Origin of the sequence: Serratia grimesii NBRC 13537 (genome assembly GCF_001590905.1) — a bacterium.
GTDB classification, from domain to species: domain Bacteria; phylum Pseudomonadota; class Gammaproteobacteria; order Enterobacterales; family Enterobacteriaceae; genus Serratia; species Serratia grimesii.
The window spans coordinates 143065-168422 of the sequence record NZ_BCTT01000002.1 but is presented as its reverse complement, the minus strand read 5'-3'; the positions used below and the strand labels follow the sequence as shown (position 1 = coordinate 168422).

The window sequence follows — 25358 nt, the reverse complement described above, 5'->3', positions numbered from 1 at the left end:
CAGGGGCATAACACCCCTGCGTGGGTCATCAGGCAGCGACAACCTGTGCCAGCACGGCCTTGGCATCGGCTTGCGCTTTAGTCGCGACGTCTGGGCCGTAGGCGATGCCTTCCGCGAACACGAACTCAACGTCAGTGATACCGATAAAGCCCAGGAACAGACGCAGGTAAGGTTCTACCAGGTCAGTTGGTGTACCTTTGTGAATGCCGCCGCGGCTGGTCAGGATGATGGCGCGTTTACCTTTCACCAAGCCTTCAGGGCCATTTTCGGTGTAGCGGAAAGTGACGCCGGCACGGGCAATCAGGTCGAAATAGTTTTTCAGCTGGGTCGGGATGTTGAAGTTGTACATCGGTGCTGCCATAACGATAGTGTCATTGGCCTGCAGTTCAGCGATCAGCTCATCGGACAACGCCAGTGCTTCGATTTGACGCGGAGTCAGCGGCGCATCGGAAGGGCGCAGCGCGCCAACCAGTTCACCGTCCAGCACCGGAATCGGCTGTGCAGCCAAGTCACGCACGGTGATGGTGTCGTTGCCATGGGTATTGGCCCACTGTTCAACGAAGAAATCGGCCAGTTGGTTTGACTGAGAATAGCCCGCCAGGATGCTTGATTTGAGAACCAATACTTTGCTCATCGGTAATTCCTTACGTTATGACAGTGACATCAGGACGAAGCGTCCCTTGCATGCAGTACACTGTATTCACATTTTTTCACCAGTGATAGCGCAATATTTCGAGACCTTTGTTCGATTTTATTGAATAAGCTGTTGAGACATAAACTGCGGGATTATGGGGAGAAAGCGGCTTGTGATATTCTGCGCGGCTAAAGCTGAAAAATGGCTAAAACATCATTATACCGTTGCTAATGCTTGATACAGCAGCGATGAAACAAGGAATACCGAACGTGAAATCTCCGCTCGCGGCATTGTCTGCCCAACTGGGCGAGCTGATGCTCCGTGATCAACAACGCCTGCAACGTCGGCTGCAGGGCGCACGAAAAATCAAAAATCCCGATGCTCAGTTGACGGCGGCTGTTGAAATCGAAAGTGACATAGCCACTGCGCTGCGTAAAGTGCAGTCTCGTGCGGCGACATGCCCAAAAATCACTTACCCGGAAAACCTGCCCGTCAGCCAGAAAAAGCAGGATATTCTGCAGGCCATCCGCGACCATCAAGTGGTGATTGTCGCCGGTGAAACCGGCTCGGGGAAAACCACCCAGTTACCGAAGATCTGCCTGGAGTTGGGGCGTGGGGTGAAGGGGCTGATTGGCCATACTCAGCCACGACGTTTGGCAGCACGTACTGTCGCAAACCGTATTGCCGACGAGCTGGAAACGCCGTTGGGCGGGAGCGTCGGTTATAAGGTGCGCTTTAACGATCAGGTAGGGGAAAATACCCTGGTCAAGCTGATGACCGACGGTATCCTGCTGGCTGAAATCCAACAGGATCGGCTGCTGATGCAGTACGATACGCTGATCATCGATGAGGCGCATGAACGTAGCCTGAACATCGACTTCATCCTCGGTTACTTGCGTGAGTTGTTGCCAAAGCGCCCTGATCTTAAAGTGATCATCACCTCGGCGACTATCGATCCACAGCGATTTTCGCGTCATTTTAATAACGCACCAATTATCGAAGTCTCCGGGCGTACGTATCCGGTGGAGGTGCGTTATCGTCCCGTGGTGGATGACGCAGATGATACCGATCGCGATCAACTGCAGGCGATTTTCGATGCGGTGGATGAGCTCGGCCGCGAAGGACCGGGGGATATCCTGATCTTTATGAGCGGTGAGCGCGAAATCCGCGATACTGCCGACGCGCTGAACCGCCTGAATCTGCCACACACTGAAGTCTTGCCCCTGTATGCTCGCCTGTCGAACAGCGAACAGAACCGAGTCTTCCAGTCGCACCATGGTCGGCGTATTGTGCTGGCGACCAACGTGGCAGAAACCTCACTGACTGTCCCGGGTATCAAGTACGTCATTGACCCGGGCACAGCACGTATCAGCCGCTACAGTTTCCGTACTAAGGTGCAGCGTCTGCCGATCGAACCGGTGTCGCAAGCCTCGGCCAACCAACGTAAGGGCCGTTGTGGCCGCGTATCGGACGGTATTTGTATTCGCCTGTATGCGGAACAAGACTTCCTGTCACGGCCTGAGTTTACCGATCCAGAAATTCTACGTACCAACCTGGCGTCAGTCATCTTGCAGATGACCTCACTCGGGTTGGGCGACATCGCGGCCTTCCCGTTCGTAGAAGCACCGGATAAGCGCAATATTCTGGATGGCGTGCGCCTGCTGGAAGAACTGGGGGCGATTAAAACAGCGGAAAATGGCCATTACCAGCTCACGCCGCAAGGGCGTCAATTGGCGCAGTTACCCATTGATCCACGGTTAGCCCGTATGGTGCTGGAGGCACAAAAGAGTGGCAGCGTGCGCGAGGTGATGATCATCACCGCGGCGTTGTCGATCCAGGATCCGCGTGAACGTCCAATGGACAAACAGCAGGCGTCGGATGAAAAGCATCGCCGTTTCGCTGATAAAGACTCCGACTTCCTGGCCTACGTTAATCTGTGGGACTGGCTGAAAGAGCAGCAAAAAGAACACTCTTCCAGCCAGTTCCGCCGGCTGTGTCGCAATGACTTCCTGAACTACCTTCGGGTACGTGAATGGCAAGATATTTACACCCAATTGCGTCAGGTGGTGAAAGAGTTGGGGCTGCCGGTTAACAGTGAGCCTTCTGATTATCGCAGCGTGCATACCGCGCTGTTGACTGGCTTGCTATCACACATCGGCCAGAAAGATGCTGACAAACAGGAGTTCACCGGCGCCCGCAACGCACGTTTCTCGATCTTCCCTGGCTCAGGCCTGTTCAAGAAACCACCGAAGTGGACCATGGTGGCTGAGCTGGTGGAAACCAGCCGCCTGTGGGGACGTATTGCCGCACGGATCGAGCCTGAGTGGATAGAACCGCTGGCTCAGCATTTGGTGAAGCACAGTTACAGCGAGCCGCACTGGTCGAAATCCCAGGGCGCGGTGATGGCCAGTGAAAAAGTGACGCTGTTCGGCTTGCCGATTGTCGCTGCGCGCGCGGTCAACTACAGCACCATTGATCCTTTATTGTGCCGCGAATTGTTTATCCGCCATGCACTGGTAGAGGGCGACTGGCAAACGCGACATGCGTTCTTTAGTGCCAACCTCAAGTTGCGAGCCGAAGTCGAAGAGCTGGAACACAAATCGCGTCGCCGCGACATTCTGGTGGATGACGAGACCCTGTTCAGCTTCTATGACCAGCGCATCCCGAATGATGTGGTGTCCGGACGCCATTTTGACAATTGGTGGAAAAACGCCAGTAAGCAGAATGCGGATCTGCTCAGCTTTGAAAAAGAGATGTTGATCAAGGACGGTGCCAATCAGGTCAGCGCGCTGGATTATCCGAACACGTGGTATCAAGGCAATCTCAAATTACGTCTGACGTACCAATTTGAACCAGGCACCGACGCCGACGGCGTTACGGTACATATTCCGTTGCCAATTCTTAATCAGGTAGAAGAAAAGGGCTTTGAATGGCAAATTCCGGGTGTTCGCCGTGAACTGGTGATTGCCTTGATTAAGTCGTTACCAAAACCCGTGCGCCGCAACTTTGTACCGGCGCCCAATTACGCTGAAGCCTTCCTTGGGCGAGTAACTGCGCTGGAATTGCCGTTGCTTGATGCGTTGGAGCGCGAACTGCGTCGCATGACAGGCGTGACGGTGTCACGTGAAGATTGGCAATGGGATCAGGTGCCCGATCACCTTAAGATGACGTTCCGGGTTGTGGGTGAAAAACACAAAACCCTGCTTGAAGGTAAAGATCTGACGGCCCTGAAATTGCAATTGAAAGACAAGGTGCAGGAAACGCTATCTGCGGTGGCGGACGATGGGTTGGAACAAAGCAATCTGCATATTTGGAGTTTTGGCACACTGCCGGCGTTTTATGAGCAGAAACGCGGCGGCTATTCGATGAAAGCTTATCCGGCACTGGTGGACGAAAAAGACAGCGTAGCAATCCGCCTGTTCGACAGCGAACAAGAGCAGCAACAAGCAATGTGGCAAGGTACACGCCGCTTACTGTTACTGAATATTCCTTCGCCAATCAAATATCTGCATGAAAAACTGCCTAACAAAGCCAAGTTGGGGCTGTACTTCAACCCTTACGGCAAAGTGTTGGATTTGATCGACGACTGCATTTCATGTGGCATCGACAAATTGATCGCAGAACATGGCGGCCCGGTGTGGCAAGAGGAAAACTTCGCCCGCTTGCAGGAATTGGTGCGCGGTGAGTTGAATGAAACAGTGGTTGGGGTCGCCAAACAGGTTGAACAAATCCTGACTGCGGTGTTTAACATCAACAAACGGTTGAAAGGCCGGGTAGATATATCGTTGGCGCTGGCGCTGTCAGATATCAAAGCCCAGCTTGGCGGCTTGGTGTATCGCGGTTTTGTGACCAACAACGGTTGGAAGCGTTTGCCGGATACGCTGCGGTATCTGCAGGCGATTGAACGTCGTCTGGAGAAGCTGGCTATCGATCCACACCGCGATCGTGCACAGATGATACGGGTGGAGCAGGTGCAGCAGGCTTGGCAACAGTGGCTGAATAAGCTGCCGCCGAAGCGACAGCAGGATGATGAGGTAAAAGAGGTGCGCTGGATGATAGAAGAGCTGCGCGTGAGCTTGTTCGCTCAGCAATTGGGTACGCCTTATCCTATCTCTGACAAGCGTATCTTGCAGACTATCGAGCAGCTTTCAGGCTAAGTGGCGTAAAAAGGCAGCCTGCACAGCAGAGGCATAGCAGGCTGCAGCATAACAGGGTTGCGGCCAGGCTTTGTCCTACGGCGGCTAAAGACAGTCCGGCGCCAATCAACAGATAGTAGAGCAGGCCGAAAACGGCTCCGGCGGTGCCGAGCTGATGCCGGTAACGGTGTAGTGCCTGGCTTAACACGTTGGGGATCGCCAACCCGAAAGCCACGGTGATGAGTGTGCAAGGCAACAGCAGCATCAGACTGTGCTGCCAGAAAACCAAGGCCAGTGCGGCACTGAGCGCCAGCAGACTGCCAAGCAGGATTTGTTTTTTTGCACTGATACTTTTGAACAGTAAATAGCGGTTCAGTAATGCGCCAAGCAGACTGCCTAACGCTAATGCGATGCCAGAGTAGCCGAATTGCTGGCTGCTCAGGCCCAGTTGTTCGAAGATGAACGGTGCCAGGCTGAAGTAGCTGAACACCATGACATTAAAACCGGCGACTAATAACGCGGAATACCAGATATGTTTGTCGCGTAAGATAGCCCAGCCATTGCCCGCCGCTGTTGTCTTGATTGCGACTGCGGTCTGTCGCGTCTCCGGCAGGGCGTACCAGCACCAAACCAATAAAATCAACGCCAGCAACCACTGAGCGGCAAATATCGCCAGACTGCCGCCCCAACCGACGAGCATCCCACCGGCTAACATGCCCAGTACCGGACTGACCGACAAGGCGATACCAACGGTCGAGAAAACATTGCCTAGCGCAGACCCTTGGTAGACATCGCGCAGCATGGTTTGCGTCACGATGGAGCCGACCGCCGCGCCGAAAGCAATGGTAGCGCGAGCGCTCAACAGCCAGGTGAAATGCTGGCTCAGCAACGCGATAACCGCGCCAACAAGATAAATCGCCAAACCCGCCAGCATAGTTATCCTGCGACCAAGTCGATCGCACATTACCCCCCAGAATGCGACACCGAAAGCAAAAGCAAAGAAATAGATCGACAGTGTTTGGCTGGCCTGAGCGGCGCTGACATTGAAATCGACGCGTATTGCCGTGAGCGCAGGGCTGTAGAGGGTTTCGAGCACCTGTGGGGCCATGATAGTGACCACTATCAATGGCAGGGGGAAGCGTGACATGGAAATGAACCTTTGTGGTGAATAATCGCGTCAGTATAGGGAAAGACAAAATGTTCAATTACAATCATAAGAACAAAAAACAACGAAAAAAGGACATCGGTGATGGCATTGATTACCCAGCAGGCTGTTTTTGACCCAGACGCCTGGTTGGCGCCGGTGTTAGGTATCGCGGCGGAGTTAGTCCGGCATGACTCGGAAGATCATGTGCATCAACGTGCGCAGTTGCTGTATGCGCCACGCGGGTGCATGACGGTGACACTGGCCGATCGCTGGTTGATCTTGCCGCCAACGCGCAGTTTATGGATCCCCGGTGGTATCCGGCATCGGGTTCAGCTTCGTGGGCAGGTTGCCTACCGCTCGATCTATCTGGATCCGTCATTGGTGCCGGCTATGCCGCAAGAATGTGCTGTATTGGCGGTCAATCCTTTATTGGCAGCAGTGGTGGAGCGTATAGCCTATTGGCCATTCAATTTGGCTATGGAGTGCCGTACGGCGCAGGACTTGCTGCCGGTCCTGGTGAATGAGCTCCATGCAGCGCGGTTGGAGAACACTGGTCTGATGCTGCCCCGAGACCGACGTCTGGCGCATTGGCTGGAAAAACTTGACGGGTGCGATGAATTGCCGGGGTTGGCGAAATTGGCACAGACGCTAAATCTGCATGCCAAAACGCTGACACGCATTTTCCAACGCGAGAGCGGATTGAGTTATCAGCAATGGAGTCAGCAATGGCGGTTGATGCGAGCGATTGAGCTGTTGGCGGAAATGCCGTCGGTCAGTTCAGTGGCGCAGCGTTTGGGTTTTTCCAGTGACAGTGCTTTTATCGCTTTCTTTCGCCAGTTTACCGGCACGACACCCAAGCGGTTTATGAAAGGAGATGAGAGAGAAGAAACCGGCGTGGGCACCCACGCCGGAGGGGAATAGCTTATTTTCCGGCAGCCAATGCGTCGAGCGCATCACGAATGCCGGTGACTGCCAGTGCTCGGTTATCAGCACGGTAACGATCTTTGGCCGCCGGTGCTGAACTTTGAATGGCAATCAACGACCAACCATCGGCTGTTTTCAGTAGTAACGGAGAGCCGCTATCGCCAGGGAGAGTGTCGCACTGATGCGACAGAACGCCTTGTTGTGCCCAACCCGTCACTTTACAGTTTTGGTGGCTATAAAGGTCATCCAAATGATCTTCCGGATATCCAGCCTGAGTAATTAACCGCTTGGCTTGCTTCATTGCCTGGGTCAGCGCCTTGCTGTCGCCTTGCCACAGTGGCAGCGGTTTAATCGGCAAGGTGTTTTTATCCTTCAAGCGAATCAGCGCAAAATCATAGGCCGCCGCCGCGGGTGGAACGATCCAGCCATCGCCGTCAGGTTTGAGCTTTTTACCCAGTTTGCGGTCAACCAACGTTTCAATATTGCTTGTTTGATATTTCCACGTTTTATTACCAGCAACAAAACGCAGCGCGATAGCTTTGTCCAGTTGGCCCGGTGGTGCCAGTACGCAATGACCGGCAGTGAGTGCCAGATGAGGGGATATTAGCGTGGCAGTACACAGGTTACCGCTGGCGGTTTCCACTTGTCCAATCGCTTGCCACGGCCAACCGTCGGTTTCCGTGACCTTAACGCGTTCATCTTTGCCAAAAAATAGGCGGGTTTGCTCAGCGGCCGACGCATCGGATGGGCTATCTGCCCGAGCTGAGAGGGAGAGTGCGAGCGGAAATGAGCACAGCAACAACAAAACGGTTATGCGCATAAGTTTCTTGCCTGGAAAATACGGGTCATCCATAAACACACTGAATGGTAACTATAGACTGATTTCGTTGCCGTGTGGATGGGCAGTGATTGATTTTTCAATAATTTCTAATCCAGAAAGGCTGTGCAGCTACAGATAAAAAAAGGCGGTGATCAGTCCGCAGAGGATCAGAGTGGCCAGAATAATTTCAAATAAGTAGCGACGCAGCATGATGAGAACCCCCGATGAAAAAACACCCGGCGAACCGGGTGTTGGAAAACTCAAGCCTGGACTGGTGAGGGGAGCCTCACATCAGATTGCTGTTACGCAGCTTTTTTATGGCTGGATTTTTTGTGGTGTTTTTTGGCTGCCTGCGCTTTCTGAGCAGGGGCTTTTTTAGCGGTGGCTTTGTGGTGCTTTTTAGCCGCTTGCGCTTTTTGTACCGGGGCTTTCTTCGCGTGATGTTTTTTCACGTGAGTAGTTTTGGCCGGTGCAGCCATCGTGGTGGTAGTGGTCGCCGCAGGTGCAGTAGTGGTGGTAGTGGCAGCGTCAGCAGCGAAAGCAACAGAAGACAGACCCATTGCAGCGGCAACAACCAGAGCTAATACTTTTTTCATTGTTGATTCCTCAAATTACTCGTCATGTATCGAGCCCACTGCGGGGCCGGTGTTAAGATAGTAGGCAAACAGCGGAATGCTTTCCGTGAGTGATTGGTTTCGGCGTGTAACCTAATGTACATCGTAGGTTTTGAGGTTCTGTGTGGCGGGCAGCCATTCACCGACGTACGTTGTACCGGCAGTGAATAGCGATGATCGTAATGTTGAACCCAGCGTATGGCATGCGCCTTTCAAACTCATTTTAGTTACAACATACATATTGTGAGTAACGACCCAGCACTCTGTAGCTACAGCGTCGCAGGCAGGGGTTGTGCGTTATGGAACAATGAAGGTTAAGCAGGGGGAAAAAGGCACGGGGTTAGCCGTGCCTGGGAAATGGATTATATTACAGGTAGCGGCTTTCCAGATGCTTACGGAAATAACCTGGATTCAAGGGTTCGCCGGTTGCATTCGTGATCAGTGTTTCGGTAGGGAAACGGCTGCCATGACGCCAGATATTCTGTTTCAGCCACTGGAATAGTGGGGTCAGGTTACCTTCGGCGATATCATTGTTCAGTGTCGGTAGCGCTTTACCGATGGTCTGGAAAAGCTGAGCTGCATACATGGCGCCGAGAGTGTACGTAGGGAAGTAACCGAAGGCACCGTCGGTCCAGTGGATATCCTGCATACAACCATTCCGATAATTACCGACAGTATCCAAACCAAGGTAACGGTGCATTTTTTCGCCCCACAGCGCAGGGATGTCTTCTACTTCAATGTCACCTTCGACCAAGGCTTTCTCAATCTCATAACGCAGGATCACGTGGGCCGGGTAGCTCACCTCGTCAGCGTCTACGCGAATCAGACCAGGTTTCACGCGTTGGTTGAGGCGGATGAAGTTATTTTCTTCTAGCGCCGGTTGCTCACCGAATTGTTTGATGATCAGTGGACGCAGAATCTTTAGGAAATCGCTACTGCGGGCCAGTTGCATTTCAAACAACAGACTTTGTGACTCATGAATAGCGGTGGAGCGCGCCTGTGCGACGGGCTGACCCAGCCATTCACGCGGCAGATTTTGCTCATAACGGGCATGGCCGGTCTCATGCACAATACCGAGCAGGGCCGTCAGGAATTCTTTGTCGTTGTAGCGCGTGGTGATACGAACATCTTCCGGAACGCCGCCGCAGAACGGATGTGCACTGACGTCCACACGGCCACCATCAAAGTTAAAGCCGAGCAATTTCATCACGCTCAAACTCAGTTGACGTTGAGTATCGACATTGAACGGGCCTTGCGGAATAAGGCAAGGTTCCTGAGCCTGTTTGGCCACCACTTTTTGCAGCAGATCAGGCAGCCAGGTTTTCAGATCGCCAAAGATACGGTCGATATCACTGCTGCGCATGCCTGGTTCGTACAGGTTCAGCAAGGCGTCATATCGGCTCGTTCCTGCCGCTTCAGCACGGATCTGTGCCTCCTGGCGGCTAAGTTTGACCACTTCACGTAGATTTTCTGAAAAGCCGTCCCAATCATTGGCTGGACGTTGAGCACGCCAGGCGTGTTCACAACGTGCACCTGCCAGCGATTTGGCTTCAACCAATGACTCAGGCACCAGCACTGCGTTGTCATATTGGCGGCGCATTTCTAACAGATTGGCCTGATCTATGTCATCCAGCGTTTCCTGTTGGGCACGTTCAAACAGGCGACCGGTTTTTTCTGCCGTCAAAATTTGGTGTTGCAGGACACTCAGCTCAGCCAGCGCTTCTGACCGTGCTTTACTGCCGCCCGATGGCATCATGGTTTGCATGTCCCAACCGGCAATGGCTGAGAGATGACCGAAGCGTGACAATCGGGTGAAAAGGGCGCGTAGTTCGTCATATGAAGGTGAAGGGTTATGTGCAGATGTCATCGTTTAGCTCCATATTATTGTAATCCGGATAACCCGTTAAGCCTTTCAGGCTGCTGCGTAGGCGGGGTTACACCGGGTCTGCTTTTAAATTGAAATTGGGTTTCACCGGCCAGCAGAAGCGGAAGCAGGCGCCGCCGAGAGAACTGGCATCAACGTAAACCTGGCCCTGATAGGCGACAGCGATAGAGTGGACAATGGCCAGCCCCAGCCCACAGCCACCCGTGGCGCGATCACGGCTTGGATCCAGACGGACAAATGGCTCGAATACCCGCTCTCGCTCTTCCGGCGGAATGCCTGGCCCATCGTCTTCTACCTGCAGACAGGCGTCGTCACCATCAAACCACAGGCCGATACGCAGGCGTTGTTCGGAATAGCGCAGCGCATTGTTAACCAGGTTATCCAGCACCCGTTCCATCAACCGCAAATCCACGCCACCAAAATCACCGGTGTGTGGGATATCCAGCTCGATTTCACGTTCAGGGTGGATTAGGCGCAGATCGTCAGCCTTATCTTCTAGCCATTTGGGCAAATCGAGCGGTTCTATATTGAGTGCGACCTGCGGACGGTCCAGCCGTGCATAGGTCAGCAGCTCGTCGATCAATGATTCCAACTGGCCGATATCACGGTTCAGTGCTTGTTGTTCGCTATCGGACAGGTTTTCACTCATCGCCAATCGGTAGCGGAGCCGAACCAGCGGTGTACGTAATTCATGGGCGATGCCGTCGATCAGCTGCTTCTTGCTGGCGATCAAAGTATTGACGTTATCCGCCATCTGGTTAAACGCCACCCCCAGCCGGTTCAGACTGGACGTCGGGTCAAAATGGGTACGCTCGTCAAGATGTCCCGCACCGAGTCGCTGAGCCGCGTTTTCAAGTTTAAGCAAATCTTGCCAGTGCGGTCGCATCCACAGAAATACCGGTAACGCTAGCGACATGCCAATAAACACCAGCAGCGCCAAATCCAGCAGTCGCATCTGATGCAGATAGAATAAATACGGTATTGGACCGACGACCAGCACGTAGTGGCTACGTGGAATGCGTTGCATAAAGGTGTATTGATCGTCGAGGGCGATGATCTCCCCGAGGCGAAGCCTTTTTTTCAGATCCTCACTCAGATCCTGTTTGCCGAGTGGTTCGATGTGCAGCTTAAACGACAGATTTAAGTCCAGCGTAGCGATGGTTTTATTCCAGTCTTTCAGTGGAATTTCCCGCAGCTCACTGCGCATCAGATACAGCGAGCTTTTCATCAAATCGTCCATCGACTGACGACCGGCGCGTTCGGCGGTGACTTTGTACACCAGCCCCACCAGCATCGCCATCACCAGGAAACACACGAAAAGCAAGAGGAAGAACTGGACAAAGAGCTTTCTCATTGCTGCACGAACTCCCACGCGTTCGGGGCGAAAAGGTAACCTTTGTTACGCACGGTTTTTACGCGGAATGGCTCAAGGGTATTGTCGTACAGCTTGCGGCGCAGGCGCGAAATTGCCACATCTATACTGCGGTCAAGGCCGTCATAGCTCACACCACGCAGGTTTTGCAGCAAGGCTTCACGATCCATTATTTGACCGGCATGGGTGGCTAATTCCCACAGCAGATCAAAATCTGAAGTAGAAAGGGTGATGGTCTCTTCGCCCAACGTCACCTGACGGTTGACCGGATCAATACATAACAGCCCAAAGTGCAACGCATTGTGTTGGGTGATCGGCTGGCTCGACTCTTCCTTGGGTTGATTACTGTGCTGACGCAAGTGCAGTCGCAGCCGCGCCAGTAACACCGCAGGCGGCGTGGTCTTCAGTATGTAATCATTAGCGCCCATTTCCAGGGAGAGGATATGGTTCATGTCGCTGTCGAGTGAGGTCAGCAGAACGATCGGGCCAGGGAAGGTCGGGCGCAGATCGCGACACAGCGTCATGCCGTCCTTACCAGGCAACATAATGTCGAGTAGCACCAAATCCGGCTGTTCTAGCTCGATGCGTGCCTGCGCACTGTCGCCACGCGGCTCAATCAACACTTCAATGTCGTGTTTGCCCAGATAGGCGGCAATCAGTTTGCCGACTTCAGGATCGTCTTCTACAAAAACAATTTTATGCATATTCAGCGGTTTTATCAGAATAACGACGTTCAGCATAACGCGGGGCTCCGCGATACGCCATGCAGATCTTTGTGCTAACGCAGCGGACGTCCGCCATCAACACCATGGGTACGGCCGGTGACATAACGGCTGCTGAGCAAGTAGTTCACCAGGTTAACCACTTCACTCTCGCCGGGGGCGATTTTCATCAGTGATTTTGCCAGTGCTTGCTGGCGATAAGGCTCATCATCACCCGGATTGAAAATAATCAGCGCCGGCGCGATGGCGTTCACTTTGACTTCAGGCGCCAACTTGCGGGCAAATGAGCGAGTCATGTTGTCCAACGCGGCCTTACTGGCAGCATAGGCAATGTGCTTATCGCTACCTTTCTCCACCACATAGTCGGTCAGGTGGATAATATCCGCACCGGCTTGCCCCTGACCTAACAGGCAGGACTCCAGCAATTGATTCAGCAGATAAGGCGTGTAAACGTGAATTTGCAACATTGCCGCCATGACGTGCTCCGGTGGCACTTCTGGCGATTCTGCCTGCCAGGCGCTGGCGTTGTGGATCACGGCACGCAGTTTAGGCGCGATTTGGCGGACTTGCTCGGCGAAACGGTAAATACCGTCGTGCGTTGAAAAATCCCCCTGAATGCAGATTGCTCCCAGTCCTTTTAGCTCGTTCAACGCCGGGTAGTCACTGCGGTAGGCAATAATAACGGGAATATCGCGTTGCAAGAATGACCTGGCCAGTGCCAGACCAATCCGGCGTGCGCCGCCTGTTATCAACACTGGGGCTGAGTTGTGATGTTCCATTGATTAAAGCTCCTGGACAGACTGGCAAACAATAGGGGAATTATGCCATTATACGGCGGAAATTCGTTAAAGCTTCGCATCGATTATCCATTTCAGGATGTAATACATAGGCAATGAGAGGAAGGGATGAACAGCAGTCACCTTGCACCCGTCGCCCGCAGTGAAAAAATCTGCTTTGATTACATGGAATTTCTGTCTGCATCGTGCAAGAAGCACTGGCGCTTTGTTGATGCAATCTATGGTGTGATGCCATTTTTTGGCATGGTATTGAAGTCTCAGGCAAGTGCCACACAAACGCGGAAAGAGCATTTGAAGGCGTTGGCGTTACAGGTCGTGTCCACCCAGGTCAGCGACGAAGCCAATATTGTGCGCCTGATAGATCTGGCTCAGCAGCAGGGTTTGGCGGTATTTGAAATTAAATTGCCGTATGCGTTAGATACGCAGCAATTGGCGACCATTCAACAAGAGTGTGTTGAGGGCGTTATCATTTCTCAGGTTGAAGAACGCATGACCATCAGTCTGCGCATCTCCCAAGGTAATTGACCGGGTGGTCCCACCCGGCCATACACTATTTACTGCAACATAAACCAGCCAGCTGGCACCGTAGCCACCAGTAACAGCAAAATACTGCCTTTCTCCAGTTGATTCAGTAGCTTGACGTCATCATGCCCACGTCTGGCATAGATGAACACCAACAACCCAGGTGCATATAACAGAACCGACATCAGCAAGTGCATCAATCCTGATGCATAAAGCAGCCAAATACCGTACAGGCAGGCGCCTGCCGCAGCGAACATCAAACGTTTATCCTGACGACGGAGTGCCACCTTGAACAGGAAGGCACCGACCAGGAAATACGGCACCAGAATCATTTCTGAGGCGATAGTCAGTAACGAGTTGTAGTTGCTACCCGTCAACCAAATCAATACCAGAGCGAATTGCACCGCAAGGTTGGTCAGCCAAAGGGAAGCTGACGGCGCATGGTTCTTATTTTGCTTACGGAATATTTTGGGGAAGGCGCCATGTTGTGCGGCAAGAAGAGGCACCTCTGCGGCCATAATTGTCCAGCTCAGGTAGGCACCACAGACCGACACGATCAACCCGGCAGCGATGATCACATCACCCCAGGGACCAATCAAATCTACCATCAGCACGGCCATTGACGGGTTGCGCATCTCGGCTAGTTCACTGCGTGGCACCACACCCAATGACAGCAGGGTAACCAGCAAATAGACGGCCAGCGCAGAGACCACCGCCAGCATGGTGGCACGACCGACATCCTTCTTATGCCGTGCCCGCGCCGAAACCACCACGGCACCTTCTACACCAATAAATACCCACAGGGTAATCAGCATGGTATTTTTTACTTGTTCCCACACGGGCTTACCCAGTGCGACGCCATGGAAATCCAGTGTGAAGACATCCATTTTGAACGCTATCGCTGCCAAGACGGCGAACAATCCCAGGGGTAACAACTTGGCTAACGTCGCCACCAGATTGATGCTGGCGGCTGTTTGTACACCTCGCAACACCAATGCATGCACGATCCACAGCAATACAGACTCAGCCAGTAATGCCTGCCAGGTATTACCGTCACCCAGAATGACCTCGCCGCCACGATCGGTGAACAGACTCAGTGCAGCGAACACGATCACCAGATAAGAAACATTGGCGATTACCGCACATAACCAGTAACCCCACGCAGAACAAAAGCCCACCAGCTCACCGAAGCCTTCTTTCGCATAGGTGAAGATACCGCCGTCCAGATCAGGACGTAGACGGGTAAGCAGCAGCATGGCAAATGCTAAGAACAGGATGCCCACGCCGGTAATCGCCCAACCCAGCAACAGCGCGGCCGGGCTGGCGACCTGTGCCATGTTTTGCGGCAGGCTGAAAACGCCAGCGCCCAGCATGGAGCTGAGTACCAATGCCGTTAACGCGGTAAGACCTAGTTTTTTTTCCAATGACGGATCCTGAACGCAGAATAAACAACTGGGAGGGAACTGCTTGGCAGTAACAACGTAATGGCAATTACTGAACAAATAGACAATAGCCCTAAAAATTGGCGCAAATTTTACGGATGGATCGGTGTGGATGCAATGATTGAATATGCGAAATTTACAAAAAACTATTCAATTGGGTGCGGCAACATGCGACAAAAAAAAGGGCAGCTCAATGGCTGCCCGATGGTAAACCCTAAAGTGGAGCTTATTTGAACAAGTCGGCACTGACGGTCAGGTTACCGCCGCTCTTGTTCTGCCACTGGCGAGTTACATGATAGTACTTGGCACCTTTCTCGGCTGCGCGTTTCGCCACTTCGGTGGAGACGTCAGTCATGCTGTTGAAGTGACCAGTGAAGGTCACAGAATCAAACGGCACCATCTGTGCGGCAGTCACGTTGTTCACTTCCTGAATCTTGGTGCCATTTGGCAGCGTGACAGTATAACGTTGACCGGTAGAAGACTGCGTTTCGAAGAAACGGCCTACGTCACGGCTTGGCGAACCTGAAGATGCTACACCCGGAATTTCAACCTTGGCAGCAGCAGCACCACCGGCAGCCAATGCAGCTTTACCGGCTTCAGAGTCGGCAGGGATGGCATCCGGGCTCTGAACGACACGCTTAGGCGCGTCGGCTTTATAGATGTATGCCGTGATGAACTGGTTGCCACCCTGGTTGGCATCAACCTGACGTACGATAAAGAAGGAGGCTGCGCCTTTCTTTTTCGCTTCTTTGGTGATGGCATCATTGATATCTGGTTGGCTGCGGTAGAAACCGCTGACGCTCACTGTATCGTAAGGTTCCAGCAGGAAGGCTTGTTCTTTTGGTAGTTCAGTGACGCCATTAATAACGCGGTACTTGGGCTCTTTGCTCACTTCTGGCGCATCTTTATGATAAAGATCTGCGGTGACGCGCCAGTTGCCGCCATTATTGCTGTTATTGCTATCCTGAATGTAGAAGGAGTCTGCACCCAGCTTGTCTGCACGGCGAGATACGGCATCAACAGCTTCATTGATGGCATTAAAGCGGCCGGTAATCGTGATGCGATCAAACGGCTTCAACGCCGCTGCTTTTTCAGGAGTTAACTCTTGCGCTGCGTGAGCAGACAGGGCAGTGAGTGATAACAAGGCTGATGCGATGATCGTGTTCTTCAGCTTCATAAAAAATCCTTTCGCCTAGCGCATTAACGTTTATAACGTGCTGAACTGTTTAGGTGTAATTCAGCCGCCGATTATTACATGTAATCTCGACCAGTGTCTCAGCATTTTATGTCATCCCATGAGACAAATCCCGCTAAGGATTGTGCCGATTATTTTGTGCAGAATCACCATAAGTTTCAATAATAAAGCCTTTGATGTCATAAGTGTTAATTATTCACAATTTTATAACTTTCATGCGTTCCAGCCGCGCAACGCAAGATGTTGTCCGAAGAGCGATAGTCACAATGTGCCCGTGAAAACGGCATTCCAGCGGGCTTTTTAACTTTAAATTGCGATTTGTCATAACGTTGTCTGGATTTTTATGTAAAAACAGACCTGAATGCGTAAGCAATTATGGATCATCGATCATATTTTCAGTAGGTTATAGATGACGCCTTAATTCGCTGCCGACAAGGTTAAGAAAAAACTTGTCAGCCGGCGCCATCGCTATGGGTTAGAAGATAATAAACATCATCAAAGACAGGTGAGAAGGGAACATTATGCGTATTGGTGTACCAAGAGAACGGTTGGCCAATGAAGCTCGGGTTGCAGCAACGCCGAAAACGGTGGAACAACTGCTGAAGCTGGGCTTTACCGTCGCGATCGAAAGCGGGGCGGGTAAACTGGCAAGTTTTGACGATGTCGCTTACGAAGCCGCTGGGGCGACGATTACCGATACTGCCGATGTCTGGCAGTCAGATCTGATTTTGAAAGTTAACGCGCCGCTTGAGGACGAGATCGCGTTAATGCGTGAGGGCAGCACCCTGGTCAGCTTTATTTGGCCGGCGCAAAATCCTGAATTGATCGCGAAGCTGGCTGCACGCAATGTCACAGCGATGGCGATGGACTCGGTACCGCGTATCTCACGAGCGCAGTCTATGGATGCGTTAAGCTCAATGGCCAATATCGCGGGCTACCGGGCAATTGTTGAGGCCGCCCACGAATTTGGCCGCTTCTTCACCGGTCAGATCACAGCAGCCGGTAAGGTTCCACCTGCCAAGGTGATGATCATCGGTGCTGGTGTCGCAGGTCTGGCAGCCATTGGCGCGGCAGGTAGTCTGGGGGCAATTGTTCGTGCCTTCGATACCCGTCCGGAAGTCAAAGAGCAAGTGCAGAGCATGGGCGCGGAATTCCTCGAGCTGGATTTTGAGGAAGAGGCTGGCAGTGGTGATGGTTATGCCAAAGTGATGTCCGAAGCCTTTATCAAGGCCGAAATGGCATTGTTTGCTGCACAGGCGGCCGAGGTCGACATTATTGTGACCACGGCGTTGATCCCAGGTAAACCTGCACCTAAGTTGATCACCAAAGAGATGGTGGCTTCGATGAAGCCAGGCAGCGTGATCGTCGATCTGGCCGCGCAAAACGGTGGCAACTGTGAGCTGACCGTGGCCGATCGCGTGACAGTGACCGACAACGGCGTGAAAATCATTGGCTATACCGATCTGCCAAGCCGTCTGCCGACCCAATCCTCACAGCTTTATGGCACCAACCTGGTCAACCTGATGAAGCTGCTGTCGAAAGAGAAAAACGGTGAAATCGATGTCGATTTTGACGATACCGTTATCCGCGGCGTGACCGTGGTGCGCAGTGGCGAAGTTACCTGGCCGGCACCGCCAATCCAGGTCTCTGCCCAGCCTAAACAGGCACAGACAGCAGCCCCGATCGCCAAACCCGTGGAAAAACCCGTTTCGCCTTGGCTGAAGTATGGCTTGATGGCGTTGGCGATTATTCTGTTTGGCTGGTTGGCTAATGCTGCACCGAAAGAGTTCCTGTCTCACTTTACCGTGTTTGCGCTGGCCTGCGTGGTGGGTTACTACGTGGTGTGGAACGTCAGCCATGCATTGCATACCCCGTTGATGTCGGTCACCAATGCGATTTCAGGGATTATCGTGGTCGGTGCGCTATTACAGATTGGTCACGGTGGTTGGGTGAGTTTCCTCTCCTTTATCGCCGTACTGATCGCCAGCATCAATATTTTTGGTGGATTCACCGTCACTCAGCGCATGCTGAAGATGTTCCGCAAGAACTAAGGGGTAACACATGTCTGGAGGATTAGTTACAGCTGCATACATTGTTGCCGCTATTTTGTTTATTTGCAGTCTGGCAGGCCTATCGCGCCATGAAACGTCAAAACGGGGCAACCTGTTCGGCGTCGCCGGGATGGCCATTGCGCTGATCGCCACCATCCTCGGGCCGGATTCCGGCAACGTAGGCTGGATCATCATCGCGATGATTATCGGTGGTTCTATTGGCGTCTATCTGGCGAAAAAAGTCGAAATGACTGAAATGCCAGAGTTGGTGGCGGTGTTGCATAGCTTTGTTGGTCTGGCGGCGGTGCTGGTAGGCTTAAACAGCTACCTGGATCACGGTGCACCGATGGAGCCGGTGATGGAAAATATCCATCTGACCGAAGTCTTCCTCGGGATCTTTATCGGTGCAGTGACCTTCACCGGTTCGATCGTCGCGTTCGGTAAACTGCGTGGCATTATCTCATCCAAACCGCTGGCACTGCCAAATCGTCATAAAATGAACCTGGCTGCACTGGTTGTGTCCTTCCTGTTGCTGGTGGTGTTTGTTCGTGCCGACAGCGTGGGCTGGCAGGCTCTGGCATTGGTGCTGATGACTGCCATTGCACTGGCATTTGGCTGGCATCTGGTGGCTTCCATTGGCGGCGCCGACATGCCAGTGGTGGTGTCGATGCTCAACTCCTATTCGGGCTGGGCAGCGGCAGCGGCTGGCTTCATGCTGAGCAATGATCTGCTGATCGTGACCGGTGCGTTGGTGGGGTCTTCGGGGGCCATCCTGTCTTACATTATGTGTAAGGCGATGAACCGTTCGTTTATCAGCGTGATCGCCGGTGGTTTCGGTACTGACGGCTCTTCGACCGGCAATGCGGAAGAAATGGGCGAGTATCGCGAAACCACAGCGGAAGAAGTGGCCGAGCAGTTGAAGAACTCCACTTCGGTGATCATCACTCCAGGTTACGGTATGGCGGTAGCGCAGGCGCAGTATCCGGTGGCGGAAATTACAGAGAAACTGCGTGCTCGTGGCATCAAAGTACGCTTCGGCATTCATCCCGTCGCTGGGCGCTTGCCGGGACATATGAACGTGCTGTTGGCGGAAGCCAAGGTGCCGTACGACGTGGTGTTGGAGATGGACGAAATCAACGACGATTTCGCCGATACCGATACGGTGCTGGTGATCGGAGCTAACGACACGGTGAACCCGGCCGCGCTGGAAGATCCACGCAGCCCAATTGCCGGTATGCCAGTGCTTGAAGTGTGGAAAGCGCAGAATGTCATTGCCTTTAAACGTTCGATGAACACCGGCTATGCTGGCGTGCAAAACCCGCTGTTCTTTAAAGAGAACACTCAGATGTTGTTTGGCGATGCCAAAGAGAGTGTGGAAGCGATACTGCGTGCGTTGCAGGCGTAAGGCCCGTTATTAGGGAGAGCGTGCCGAATGGGGCGTAGCGGCTTGTCCGCCGACCAATTTGCCGGGAGCAAATTGGAACGACTTCCAGTCGGCCCGTAGGGTGGGACACATGGATGTGTCCCATAATGGCCCCTCGGTGCGCCAGACCCAGGTATCTCGGGGTCAAAGGCAGTTTTGTCATCAAAATAAAAACGGGCCTTTCGGCCCGTTTTTTTTATGCGTTAAACATCAATCTTCGTCGTCGTGCTCATCGTCCTCATCAGCTTCGATCGGACAATTGAAGTTGTCGGGTTTAATGACCAACAGATCGCATTTCAGATGGTCGATCACATGTTCTGCCGTGTTACCGATAAAGGCCGCCGAAATGCCGGTGCGACCTAAGGTGCCCAACACCACGACACCCGCCTGTAAGTGCTCAGCTAAATCGGGGATAACCTCTTCAGGCAGGCCTTTTTCAACGTGAGTAAATTCTTCTTTAATGCAGAATTTTTGTCTTAGCGCCTTCATGGCGATCAGATGTTGCCCGCGAATGGCGTCGTTATAAACACTGGGGTCAAAATCAGGCAATTCGATGGCGATATTGATGGGGGTAACAGGGTAGGCACCGACCAAATGAACTTCCGTTTGGTTGACGTTTTGCGCCAGTTCAACCGTTTCTTGTACGAGCTTGATGTTCAACGGATCGTGGTAGGGTTCTTCACTGGCTAGGTTGACGGCAACCACGGCTCTACTGCCGTCCTGCCAGGGTTGATCTTTAACCATCCACACCGGGCAAGGGCATTTGCGTAACAGATGCCAGTCGGTTGGGGTGAAAATGACGGATTCGAGGCGGTCATGTTGGTGCGCCATTTTCAGCAGTAAATCGTGCTTGCCGGCGATCACTTCCTGAATAATCGCCTCATAAGGGCGGTTATGCCAGACCACTTTGATTTCAATAGGAACGCCTTCGTCGAGGTAAAAACGGCATTGCTCGTTAATCCATGCGGCGCGTTGGCTAATAACGCCTTGCCGCATCGCCGTTCTTTCGTCTGGAGAGAGCAGGGTCGTCATTTCGTAAGAGAAGTCGTAAATAGGCAGGAAGGCCTTAATGCGCCCGCCATTCCGTTTTATCAGGTACACCGCGCGACGCAATGCCGGCTGGTCGTCCTGATTGGGGTCAATAGCCACCAGAAGATTCTGATACTTCGCCATAGGGCCTCCTTACAGCTGAAAATCAACAGTCTGTCAATTTACAGAGTAACCCAACATTGAAAAACAGAACAGCAGCAGAGGTTGTGCTGGGTCAATAATTCTGCGGAATTACTAACCCAGCAATAGGATCAGGCGTTTACGGTCACGTTAATACGCGGCGTGCCGGCCAACACCGACAGGGCATCGACGTTTTCGATGGTGATATATTTGCCTTTAACGCTCAGGATCTCGCTTTTCTGGAAGCGCCCCAGCAGGCGACTGATGGTTTCTACCGTCAGGCCAAGATAGTTGCCGATATCGCCACGGGTCATAGTCAGGCGGAACTCACGTGGTGAGAAGCCGCGTTCAGCAAAACGACGTGACAGGTTATAGACGAACGCCGCCAGGCGCTCTTCGGCATTTTTCTTCGACAGCAACAGGATCATGTCTTGGTCGCCTTTAATCTCACCGCTCATCAGACGCATGATTTGTTGGCGAAGGTTAGGCATTTTACCCGAGAGGTCATCCAGCGTTTCGAAGGGGATCTCACAGACCATGGACGTTTCCAACGCCTGAGCGAAGCTCGGGTGTTTTAATCCGCCAATGGCATCAAAACCGACCAAATCGCCTGCCAGATGGAAGCCGGTGATTTGCTCATCACCTTGTTCAGTGATGGTGTAGCTCTTGATTGTCCCGGAACGGATAGCGTACAGCGATTTCAGTTCATCGCCGGCCTTGAACAGGGTCTGGCCCTTCTGGATAGGCTTTTTCCTTTCGATAATGTTGTCGAGCTGGTCTAGCTCATGGGCATTAAGAGTAAAAGGAATACACAGTTGGCTGATACTGCAATCCTGACAATGGATCGCACAACCACCAGACTGGATACGACGAATCACGCGTTTTTCCGGGATCATAGATTACGCTCATTCAATAATTGATATGCGTCAATTTTAACATCTTTTCCTGCAGGTGATAAGGGTAGCATTAATAAGAACGGGGGCATTCTGTGCGAATTTCACACAACCATACCGTCGATTATTCTGTAGTTACCTGAAATATTTTGATTTATTTGTTACTTACACTGGTGGATAGCCGATACGCGGGTGACCGCGGCTCATAGAGAAAGCCTGCTCCACACCGCGTATTTTTAGGTAAGCAATATTTAACCCTGTTCACCCAAGGTGTTTTCCGCCGTATCAAGTCAATATTTGTACACATTTACTGGCGAAAACTGATCGCATTCATCCCAATCGTTGCCACAGATAAAACGCACAGTGGCGTTATCTTGCTCACTATGGGTGCGGTGACAATCAGATTCAGGAGTGAATGATGAAAAAGGTCATGTTATTGATGCTGGCGGCCGGAGCATTAATGTCGGCCAGCGCTGCCTCGTTTGCACACGGCTACTATGGGCATGGTTATTACGGTCATGGTTACTATGGCCACGGATATTATGGGCACGGATACTACGGTCCCAATGTGGTGATTGGCATCCCTTGGGGCCCGCCGCCGGTCTATTATACGCCACCGCCGGTGGTGTATGTAGCACCGCCTCCACCACAGAATTACATAGAAAAGGCTCCCAATTACGCGTACTACTGCCGGCGTCCAGCGGGTTATTACCCGCAAGTGGCACGTTGCCCTGAGGGCTGGATGAAAGTGGTAACAGACGGCCCGACATCTCGGTGACTCTAAGGCGGATCAGTGATGAAATTACTTCCTGTTTTCACGTTGCTGGCTTTGGCTACTGGGCTGGGTGGTTGCGTTTCACCGCCCACCGGTCCGGATGTCATGGCTTTACCGGGCACGGGCAAGAGTTATGAACAGTTTAATCGTGATGAGGCGTTGTGCCGCGGCTACGCGCAAAATAGCGTGAATGGCGGTACCCAAACGGCGGCTAACAATGCCGCAGGCACGGCAGCGGCGGGCACACTGGTTGGTGCGGCAGCGGGCGCATTAATCGGCGCGGCATCTGGCGATGCTGGGCCCGGTGCGCTTATTGGTGCTGGCGGTGGGTTACTGGTAGGCAGTTCAATAGCCAGCAACAGTGCGTCGGGTAGCACGGGCGATTTACAAGATCACTACGATACGGTCTACAGCCAATGTATGTATGCCAAAGGCAATAAAGTACCGGTGCCCTATGGCTATAGCAGCGCGGACATGCAGCAAGCCTCACCGGTACCGCCGGATTATTACCCAACGTCAGCGGACCGTGGGGCGCCTCCGGACTACGTCCCACGCTAATAGCGTCGGGATATCGCACTTTACTGCGATATCCCGACGATTAAAGCAGATCGTTTTGTAAATACCCTTCGTGCTTCAACAGCCACGCTTTGCGCTGAACGCCGCCGGCATAGCCGGTCAATGCACCTTGTGAACCAATCACACGATGACAGGGCACCACGATGCTGATTGGGTTAGATCCATTTGCCATGCCGACCGCACGTGAGGCCGTTGGGCGACCAATGCGCTTTGCCAATTCACCATAGGTAATGATCTCACCGCATGGGATCTGACGCAGCTGTTGCCAAACAGTGCGCTGGAATTCTGTGCCCGCGGTCATTACCGGCACGCTGTCGATCACGTCCAGTTCACCCGAAAAATACCGCTGCATGATGTCAGTCAGGCCACCAGGATTGTGCTTGTCTACCAGTTGAAAACGATCGGCTCGGTAATGCGTATTCAGCAGCTTCATCAGGCGCGCTTCGTGTTCTGTCCAGTCGATGGCGCGTAAGCGATCCTGTTCATCGGCAATCAGAACCAGCTCGCCCACTGGCGTCGCCATACGATCAATAAAAAAAGTCTGCATTTTGATCACTCCTCCCGTTTGATGGGCCGATTATTACACGAAATGCAGTGGAGCGATGGCGGATTCCGGACATGAAGATGGGCAACCGGGGTTGCCCATCTCAACGTAATGATGTGAACAAAACAGGTGTTATGGTGCAAAGTGATAAAATAAATTTATAAAATATAAATATTATTTTATCTGTTAAAAAGGTTTTAATAATAAATGCCACGGTAAATCACTTGTAGCTTATTGTGATATTCTTTAACCGATGATCGTTATTTACCGATTCGGTTGTCACGTTGGAAACTAATTCCGGTGGCATATTGTTTAATGACGTTGTGACAGCACCATTGTTGTTCGATGTCCCTATACCAAAGCAATTGGAAATGAGCCCTTCATTTCTCTGTTTGATAGTACAGGCGGGTGCTGTGATTTCGCCAATAAAGCGAATGGTACCTGATGCCACTGGGTGGCCATGGCCTGTTGCTGCCTGTAAGGTAGCTGGGAGAAAGGCCAATAGTGTGAGTGCCATAAGAGAATACTTCATTATTAACTCCTTTTCTAAAATGAAATAAATAAATAAGTGGTGCCAATTAAATAAAAATCAAGCGGAGGTGTTAATGACGACTCTCGAACAATTATTGCGCATATCAATCTTGAATGACTTATATACTATTCTTAATTCTTCGTGCTAGCGAATTTGATAATAGGGAGGGGGTGTGGCTAAAACCATGATTTAGATCATAGTGAAGGCGGCTTAATGATTAGCAGGCGAACGTGGCGGATGTACTGTGAACTGGGTCACTATAATAACCCCCCTGGCCGCAGTGGCTATTGCCATTGCGACCAGACATGAAGCGTTATTCTGGGTTACAGCATGCCGCTGCTACCGCAAATGCGAATTTTCTCGGCCACCACCTCTTTCATTGCCAGCTTGCCAGGTACGATGTATTTGCGTGGGTCGTTGGCATCTGGGTGCTGGGAGAAATAGCTCTTCACGGCATCGGCAAAGGCGATTTTCAGCTCTGTGGCCACATTGACCTTGCAGACACCCAGTGAAATGGCGCGCTTTACCATAGCCTCAGGAATGCCGGAAGCACCGTGCAGTACCAGAGGGATATCGACCTGCTCGCGGATCAGTGCCAACCGTTCGAAATCCAGTTTGGGTTCACCCTGGTATAACCCGTGCGCGGAGCCAATGGCTACAGCGAGCGAGTCGATACCGGTAGCGGTGACAAATTCCCGCGCGGCGGCTGGATCGGTAAAGAAACTGTCGGTGGAATCGACGATCAAGTCATCCTCCTGGCCACCCAGGCGACCCAACTCTGCCTCCACACTGGCCCCATAGCGGTGACATAACGCTACGGCTTCGGCGACCTTGGCGATGTTCTGTGCGAAGGGCAAGTGCGAACCGTCAATCATCACTGAGCGGATGCCGCTTTTGACCTTGAATTCGATATCATCCATTTCTTCATGATGATCGAGGTGTAGTGCTAAGGGCAGATCGTAACGGTGTGCTGCCGCCTGACAGATGCCGATCAAATAGTCGGTGCCGGCATAGCTAAACGTGCCGGGTGTCCCGGCCATGATCACCGGGGATCGCAGCTCTGCGGCAGTTTCTGCCACCACTTGTACGGTTTCCAGATTATGAACGTTAAATGCTGGCACGGCATAACCCTGGCGCTGCGCTTTTAACAGCATTTCGCGGTTGGATATCAGGTACATAGAGAC

Annotated in this window: 24 protein-coding genes; 8 read left to right on the top strand and 16 right to left on the bottom strand. The window is 52.4% G+C overall.

Features of this window, described 5'->3' with window-relative positions; all coding sequences use genetic code 11:
• Positions 1 to 28 precede the first annotated feature (28 nt).
• Positions 29 to 634 (bottom strand): FMN-dependent NADH-azoreductase, encoded by a 606-nt coding sequence (gene azoR / locus SGR01S_RS01690; protein WP_037415646.1) that lies wholly within the window; start codon positions 632 to 634, stop codon positions 29 to 31.
• Between the two features lie 269 nt (positions 635 to 903).
• Between azoR and hrpA the strand changes: the two genes are divergently transcribed.
• Entirely contained in the window at positions 904 to 4791 is a 3888-nt protein-coding gene (gene hrpA, locus SGR01S_RS01685; RefSeq protein WP_073963399.1) for an ATP-dependent RNA helicase HrpA, read from the top strand.
• Here the strand turns inward: hrpA and SGR01S_RS01680 are convergent.
• Entirely contained in the window at positions 4769 to 5917 is a 1149-nt protein-coding gene (locus SGR01S_RS01680; protein WP_037415643.1) for an MFS transporter, read from the bottom strand. The two genes, hrpA and SGR01S_RS01680, sit on opposite strands and share 23 nt — an antisense overlap.
• A 102-nt stretch (positions 5918 to 6019) precedes the next feature.
• On the opposite strand from SGR01S_RS01680, the gene SGR01S_RS01675 reads away from it, so the two are divergent.
• Positions 6020 to 6838 carry an AraC family transcriptional regulator gene (locus tag SGR01S_RS01675; RefSeq protein ID WP_037415635.1) on the top strand — a complete coding sequence of 273 codons (819 nt, stop codon included), beginning with the start codon at positions 6020 to 6022 and terminating at the stop codon, positions 6836 to 6838.
• Between the two features lies 1 nt (position 6839).
• Here SGR01S_RS01675 and SGR01S_RS01670 read toward each other — a convergent pair whose 3' ends face one another.
• The 7 genes from SGR01S_RS01670 to folM all read right to left on the bottom strand — a co-directional run bounded on the left by SGR01S_RS01670 (position 6840) and on the right by folM (position 13033).
• On the bottom strand, positions 6840 to 7661 hold the full coding sequence (locus SGR01S_RS01670; protein WP_061806348.1) for a trypsin-like serine peptidase: 822 nt from the start codon (positions 7659 to 7661) through the stop codon (positions 6840 to 6842).
• 129 nt (positions 7662 to 7790) lie between these two features.
• Positions 7791 to 7871 (bottom strand): small membrane protein YdgU, encoded by an 81-nt coding sequence (ydgU, locus tag SGR01S_RS24690; RefSeq protein WP_455431400.1) that lies wholly within the window; start codon positions 7869 to 7871, stop codon positions 7791 to 7793.
• Between the two features lie 92 nt (positions 7872 to 7963).
• Positions 7964 to 8257, bottom strand: coding sequence for an acid resistance repetitive basic protein Asr (asr, locus tag SGR01S_RS01665; RefSeq protein ID WP_037415634.1), 294 nt, complete (start codon positions 8255 to 8257; stop codon positions 7964 to 7966).
• Positions 8258 to 8642: 385 nt separating this feature from the next.
• The gene (locus SGR01S_RS01660) at positions 8643 to 10142 is read right to left on the bottom strand and encodes a carboxypeptidase M32 (protein WP_061806347.1); all 1500 of its coding nucleotides are present in this window, start codon (positions 10140 to 10142) and stop codon (positions 8643 to 8645) included.
• Between the two features lie 67 nt (positions 10143 to 10209).
• Positions 10210 to 11514, bottom strand: a complete 1305-nt coding sequence (rstB, locus tag SGR01S_RS01655) for a two-component system sensor histidine kinase RstB (RefSeq protein WP_037415630.1) — start codon at positions 11512 to 11514, stop codon at positions 10210 to 10212.
• Positions 11511 to 12236 (bottom strand): two-component system response regulator RstA, encoded by a 726-nt coding sequence (rstA, locus tag SGR01S_RS01650; protein ID WP_037415986.1) that lies wholly within the window; start codon positions 12234 to 12236, stop codon positions 11511 to 11513. Before rstA ends, rstB begins: the two co-directional genes overlap by 4 nt.
• 74 nt (positions 12237 to 12310) lie before the next feature.
• On the bottom strand, positions 12311 to 13033 hold the full coding sequence (gene folM, locus SGR01S_RS01645; RefSeq protein ID WP_061806346.1) for a dihydromonapterin reductase: 723 nt from the start codon (positions 13031 to 13033) through the stop codon (positions 12311 to 12313).
• A gap of 126 nt (positions 13034 to 13159) precedes the next feature.
• Here folM and SGR01S_RS01640 point away from each other — a divergent pair, with 126 nt between their 5' ends.
• Positions 13160 to 13576, top strand: a complete 417-nt coding sequence (locus SGR01S_RS01640) for a hypothetical protein (protein ID WP_037415624.1) — start codon at positions 13160 to 13162, stop codon at positions 13574 to 13576.
• Positions 13577 to 13605: 29 nt separating this feature from the next.
• Here SGR01S_RS01640 and SGR01S_RS01635 read toward each other — a convergent pair whose 3' ends face one another.
• On the bottom strand, positions 13606 to 14997 hold the full coding sequence (locus tag SGR01S_RS01635) for an amino acid permease (protein WP_061806345.1): 1392 nt from the start codon (positions 14995 to 14997) through the stop codon (positions 13606 to 13608).
• Positions 14998 to 15057: 60 nt separating this feature from the next.
• Between SGR01S_RS01635 and SGR01S_RS01630 the strand changes: the two genes are divergently transcribed.
• Complete coding sequence (locus SGR01S_RS01630) at positions 15058 to 15249, top strand: hypothetical protein (RefSeq protein WP_061806344.1); 192 nt, start codon at positions 15058 to 15060, stop codon at positions 15247 to 15249.
• On the opposite strand, the gene ydgH is transcribed toward SGR01S_RS01630, so the two are convergent.
• Positions 15242 to 16192 (bottom strand): DUF1471 family protein YdgH, encoded by a 951-nt coding sequence (gene ydgH, locus SGR01S_RS01625; protein ID WP_037415617.1) that lies wholly within the window; start codon positions 16190 to 16192, stop codon positions 15242 to 15244. The genes SGR01S_RS01630 and ydgH overlap by 8 nt on opposite strands.
• A gap of 539 nt (positions 16193 to 16731) precedes the next feature.
• Here ydgH and pntA point away from each other — a divergent pair.
• Both pntA and pntB read left to right on the top strand, forming a co-directional pair.
• The gene (pntA, locus tag SGR01S_RS01620; RefSeq protein WP_037415615.1) at positions 16732 to 18261 is read left to right on the top strand and encodes a Re/Si-specific NAD(P)(+) transhydrogenase subunit alpha; all 1530 of its coding nucleotides are present in this window, start codon (positions 16732 to 16734) and stop codon (positions 18259 to 18261) included.
• Between the two features lie 10 nt (positions 18262 to 18271).
• Complete coding sequence (gene pntB / locus SGR01S_RS01615; RefSeq protein ID WP_037415613.1) at positions 18272 to 19666, top strand: Re/Si-specific NAD(P)(+) transhydrogenase subunit beta; 1395 nt, start codon at positions 18272 to 18274, stop codon at positions 19664 to 19666.
• A 228-nt stretch (positions 19667 to 19894) separates the two neighbouring features.
• Here pntB and uspE read toward each other — a convergent pair whose 3' ends face one another.
• Positions 19895 to 20857 (bottom strand): universal stress protein UspE, encoded by a 963-nt coding sequence (uspE, locus tag SGR01S_RS01610; protein WP_061806343.1) that lies wholly within the window; start codon positions 20855 to 20857, stop codon positions 19895 to 19897.
• Positions 20858 to 20985: 128 nt separating this feature from the next.
• The gene (fnr, locus tag SGR01S_RS01605; RefSeq protein ID WP_012145310.1) at positions 20986 to 21750 is read right to left on the bottom strand and encodes a fumarate/nitrate reduction transcriptional regulator Fnr; all 765 of its coding nucleotides are present in this window, start codon (positions 21748 to 21750) and stop codon (positions 20986 to 20988) included.
• 457 nt (positions 21751 to 22207) lie between these two features.
• Between fnr and SGR01S_RS01600 the strand changes: the two genes are divergently transcribed.
• The gene (locus SGR01S_RS01600; RefSeq protein WP_255212209.1) at positions 22208 to 22525 is read left to right on the top strand and encodes a hypothetical protein; all 318 of its coding nucleotides are present in this window, start codon (positions 22208 to 22210) and stop codon (positions 22523 to 22525) included.
• Positions 22526 to 22543: 18 nt separating this feature from the next.
• A complete protein-coding gene (locus SGR01S_RS01595) occupies positions 22544 to 23080 on the top strand; it encodes a glycine zipper family protein (RefSeq protein ID WP_061806341.1) in 537 nt (178 codons plus the stop codon).
• A 40-nt stretch (positions 23081 to 23120) separates the two neighbouring features.
• Here SGR01S_RS01595 and ogt read toward each other — a convergent pair whose 3' ends face one another.
• From ogt to SGR01S_RS01580, 3 genes are all read right to left on the bottom strand, one after another.
• Complete coding sequence (gene ogt, locus SGR01S_RS01590) at positions 23121 to 23645, bottom strand: methylated-DNA--[protein]-cysteine S-methyltransferase (RefSeq protein WP_061806340.1); 525 nt, start codon at positions 23643 to 23645, stop codon at positions 23121 to 23123.
• Between the two features lie 217 nt (positions 23646 to 23862).
• Positions 23863 to 24174 carry a YmdA family protein gene (locus tag SGR01S_RS01585; RefSeq protein WP_061806339.1) on the bottom strand — a complete coding sequence of 104 codons (312 nt, stop codon included), beginning with the start codon at positions 24172 to 24174 and terminating at the stop codon, positions 23863 to 23865.
• A 323-nt stretch (positions 24175 to 24497) separates the two neighbouring features.
• Positions 24498 to 25352, bottom strand: coding sequence for a tagatose bisphosphate family class II aldolase (locus SGR01S_RS01580; RefSeq protein WP_061806338.1), 855 nt, complete (start codon positions 25350 to 25352; stop codon positions 24498 to 24500).
• Between the last annotated feature and the right edge of the window lie 6 nt (positions 25353 to 25358).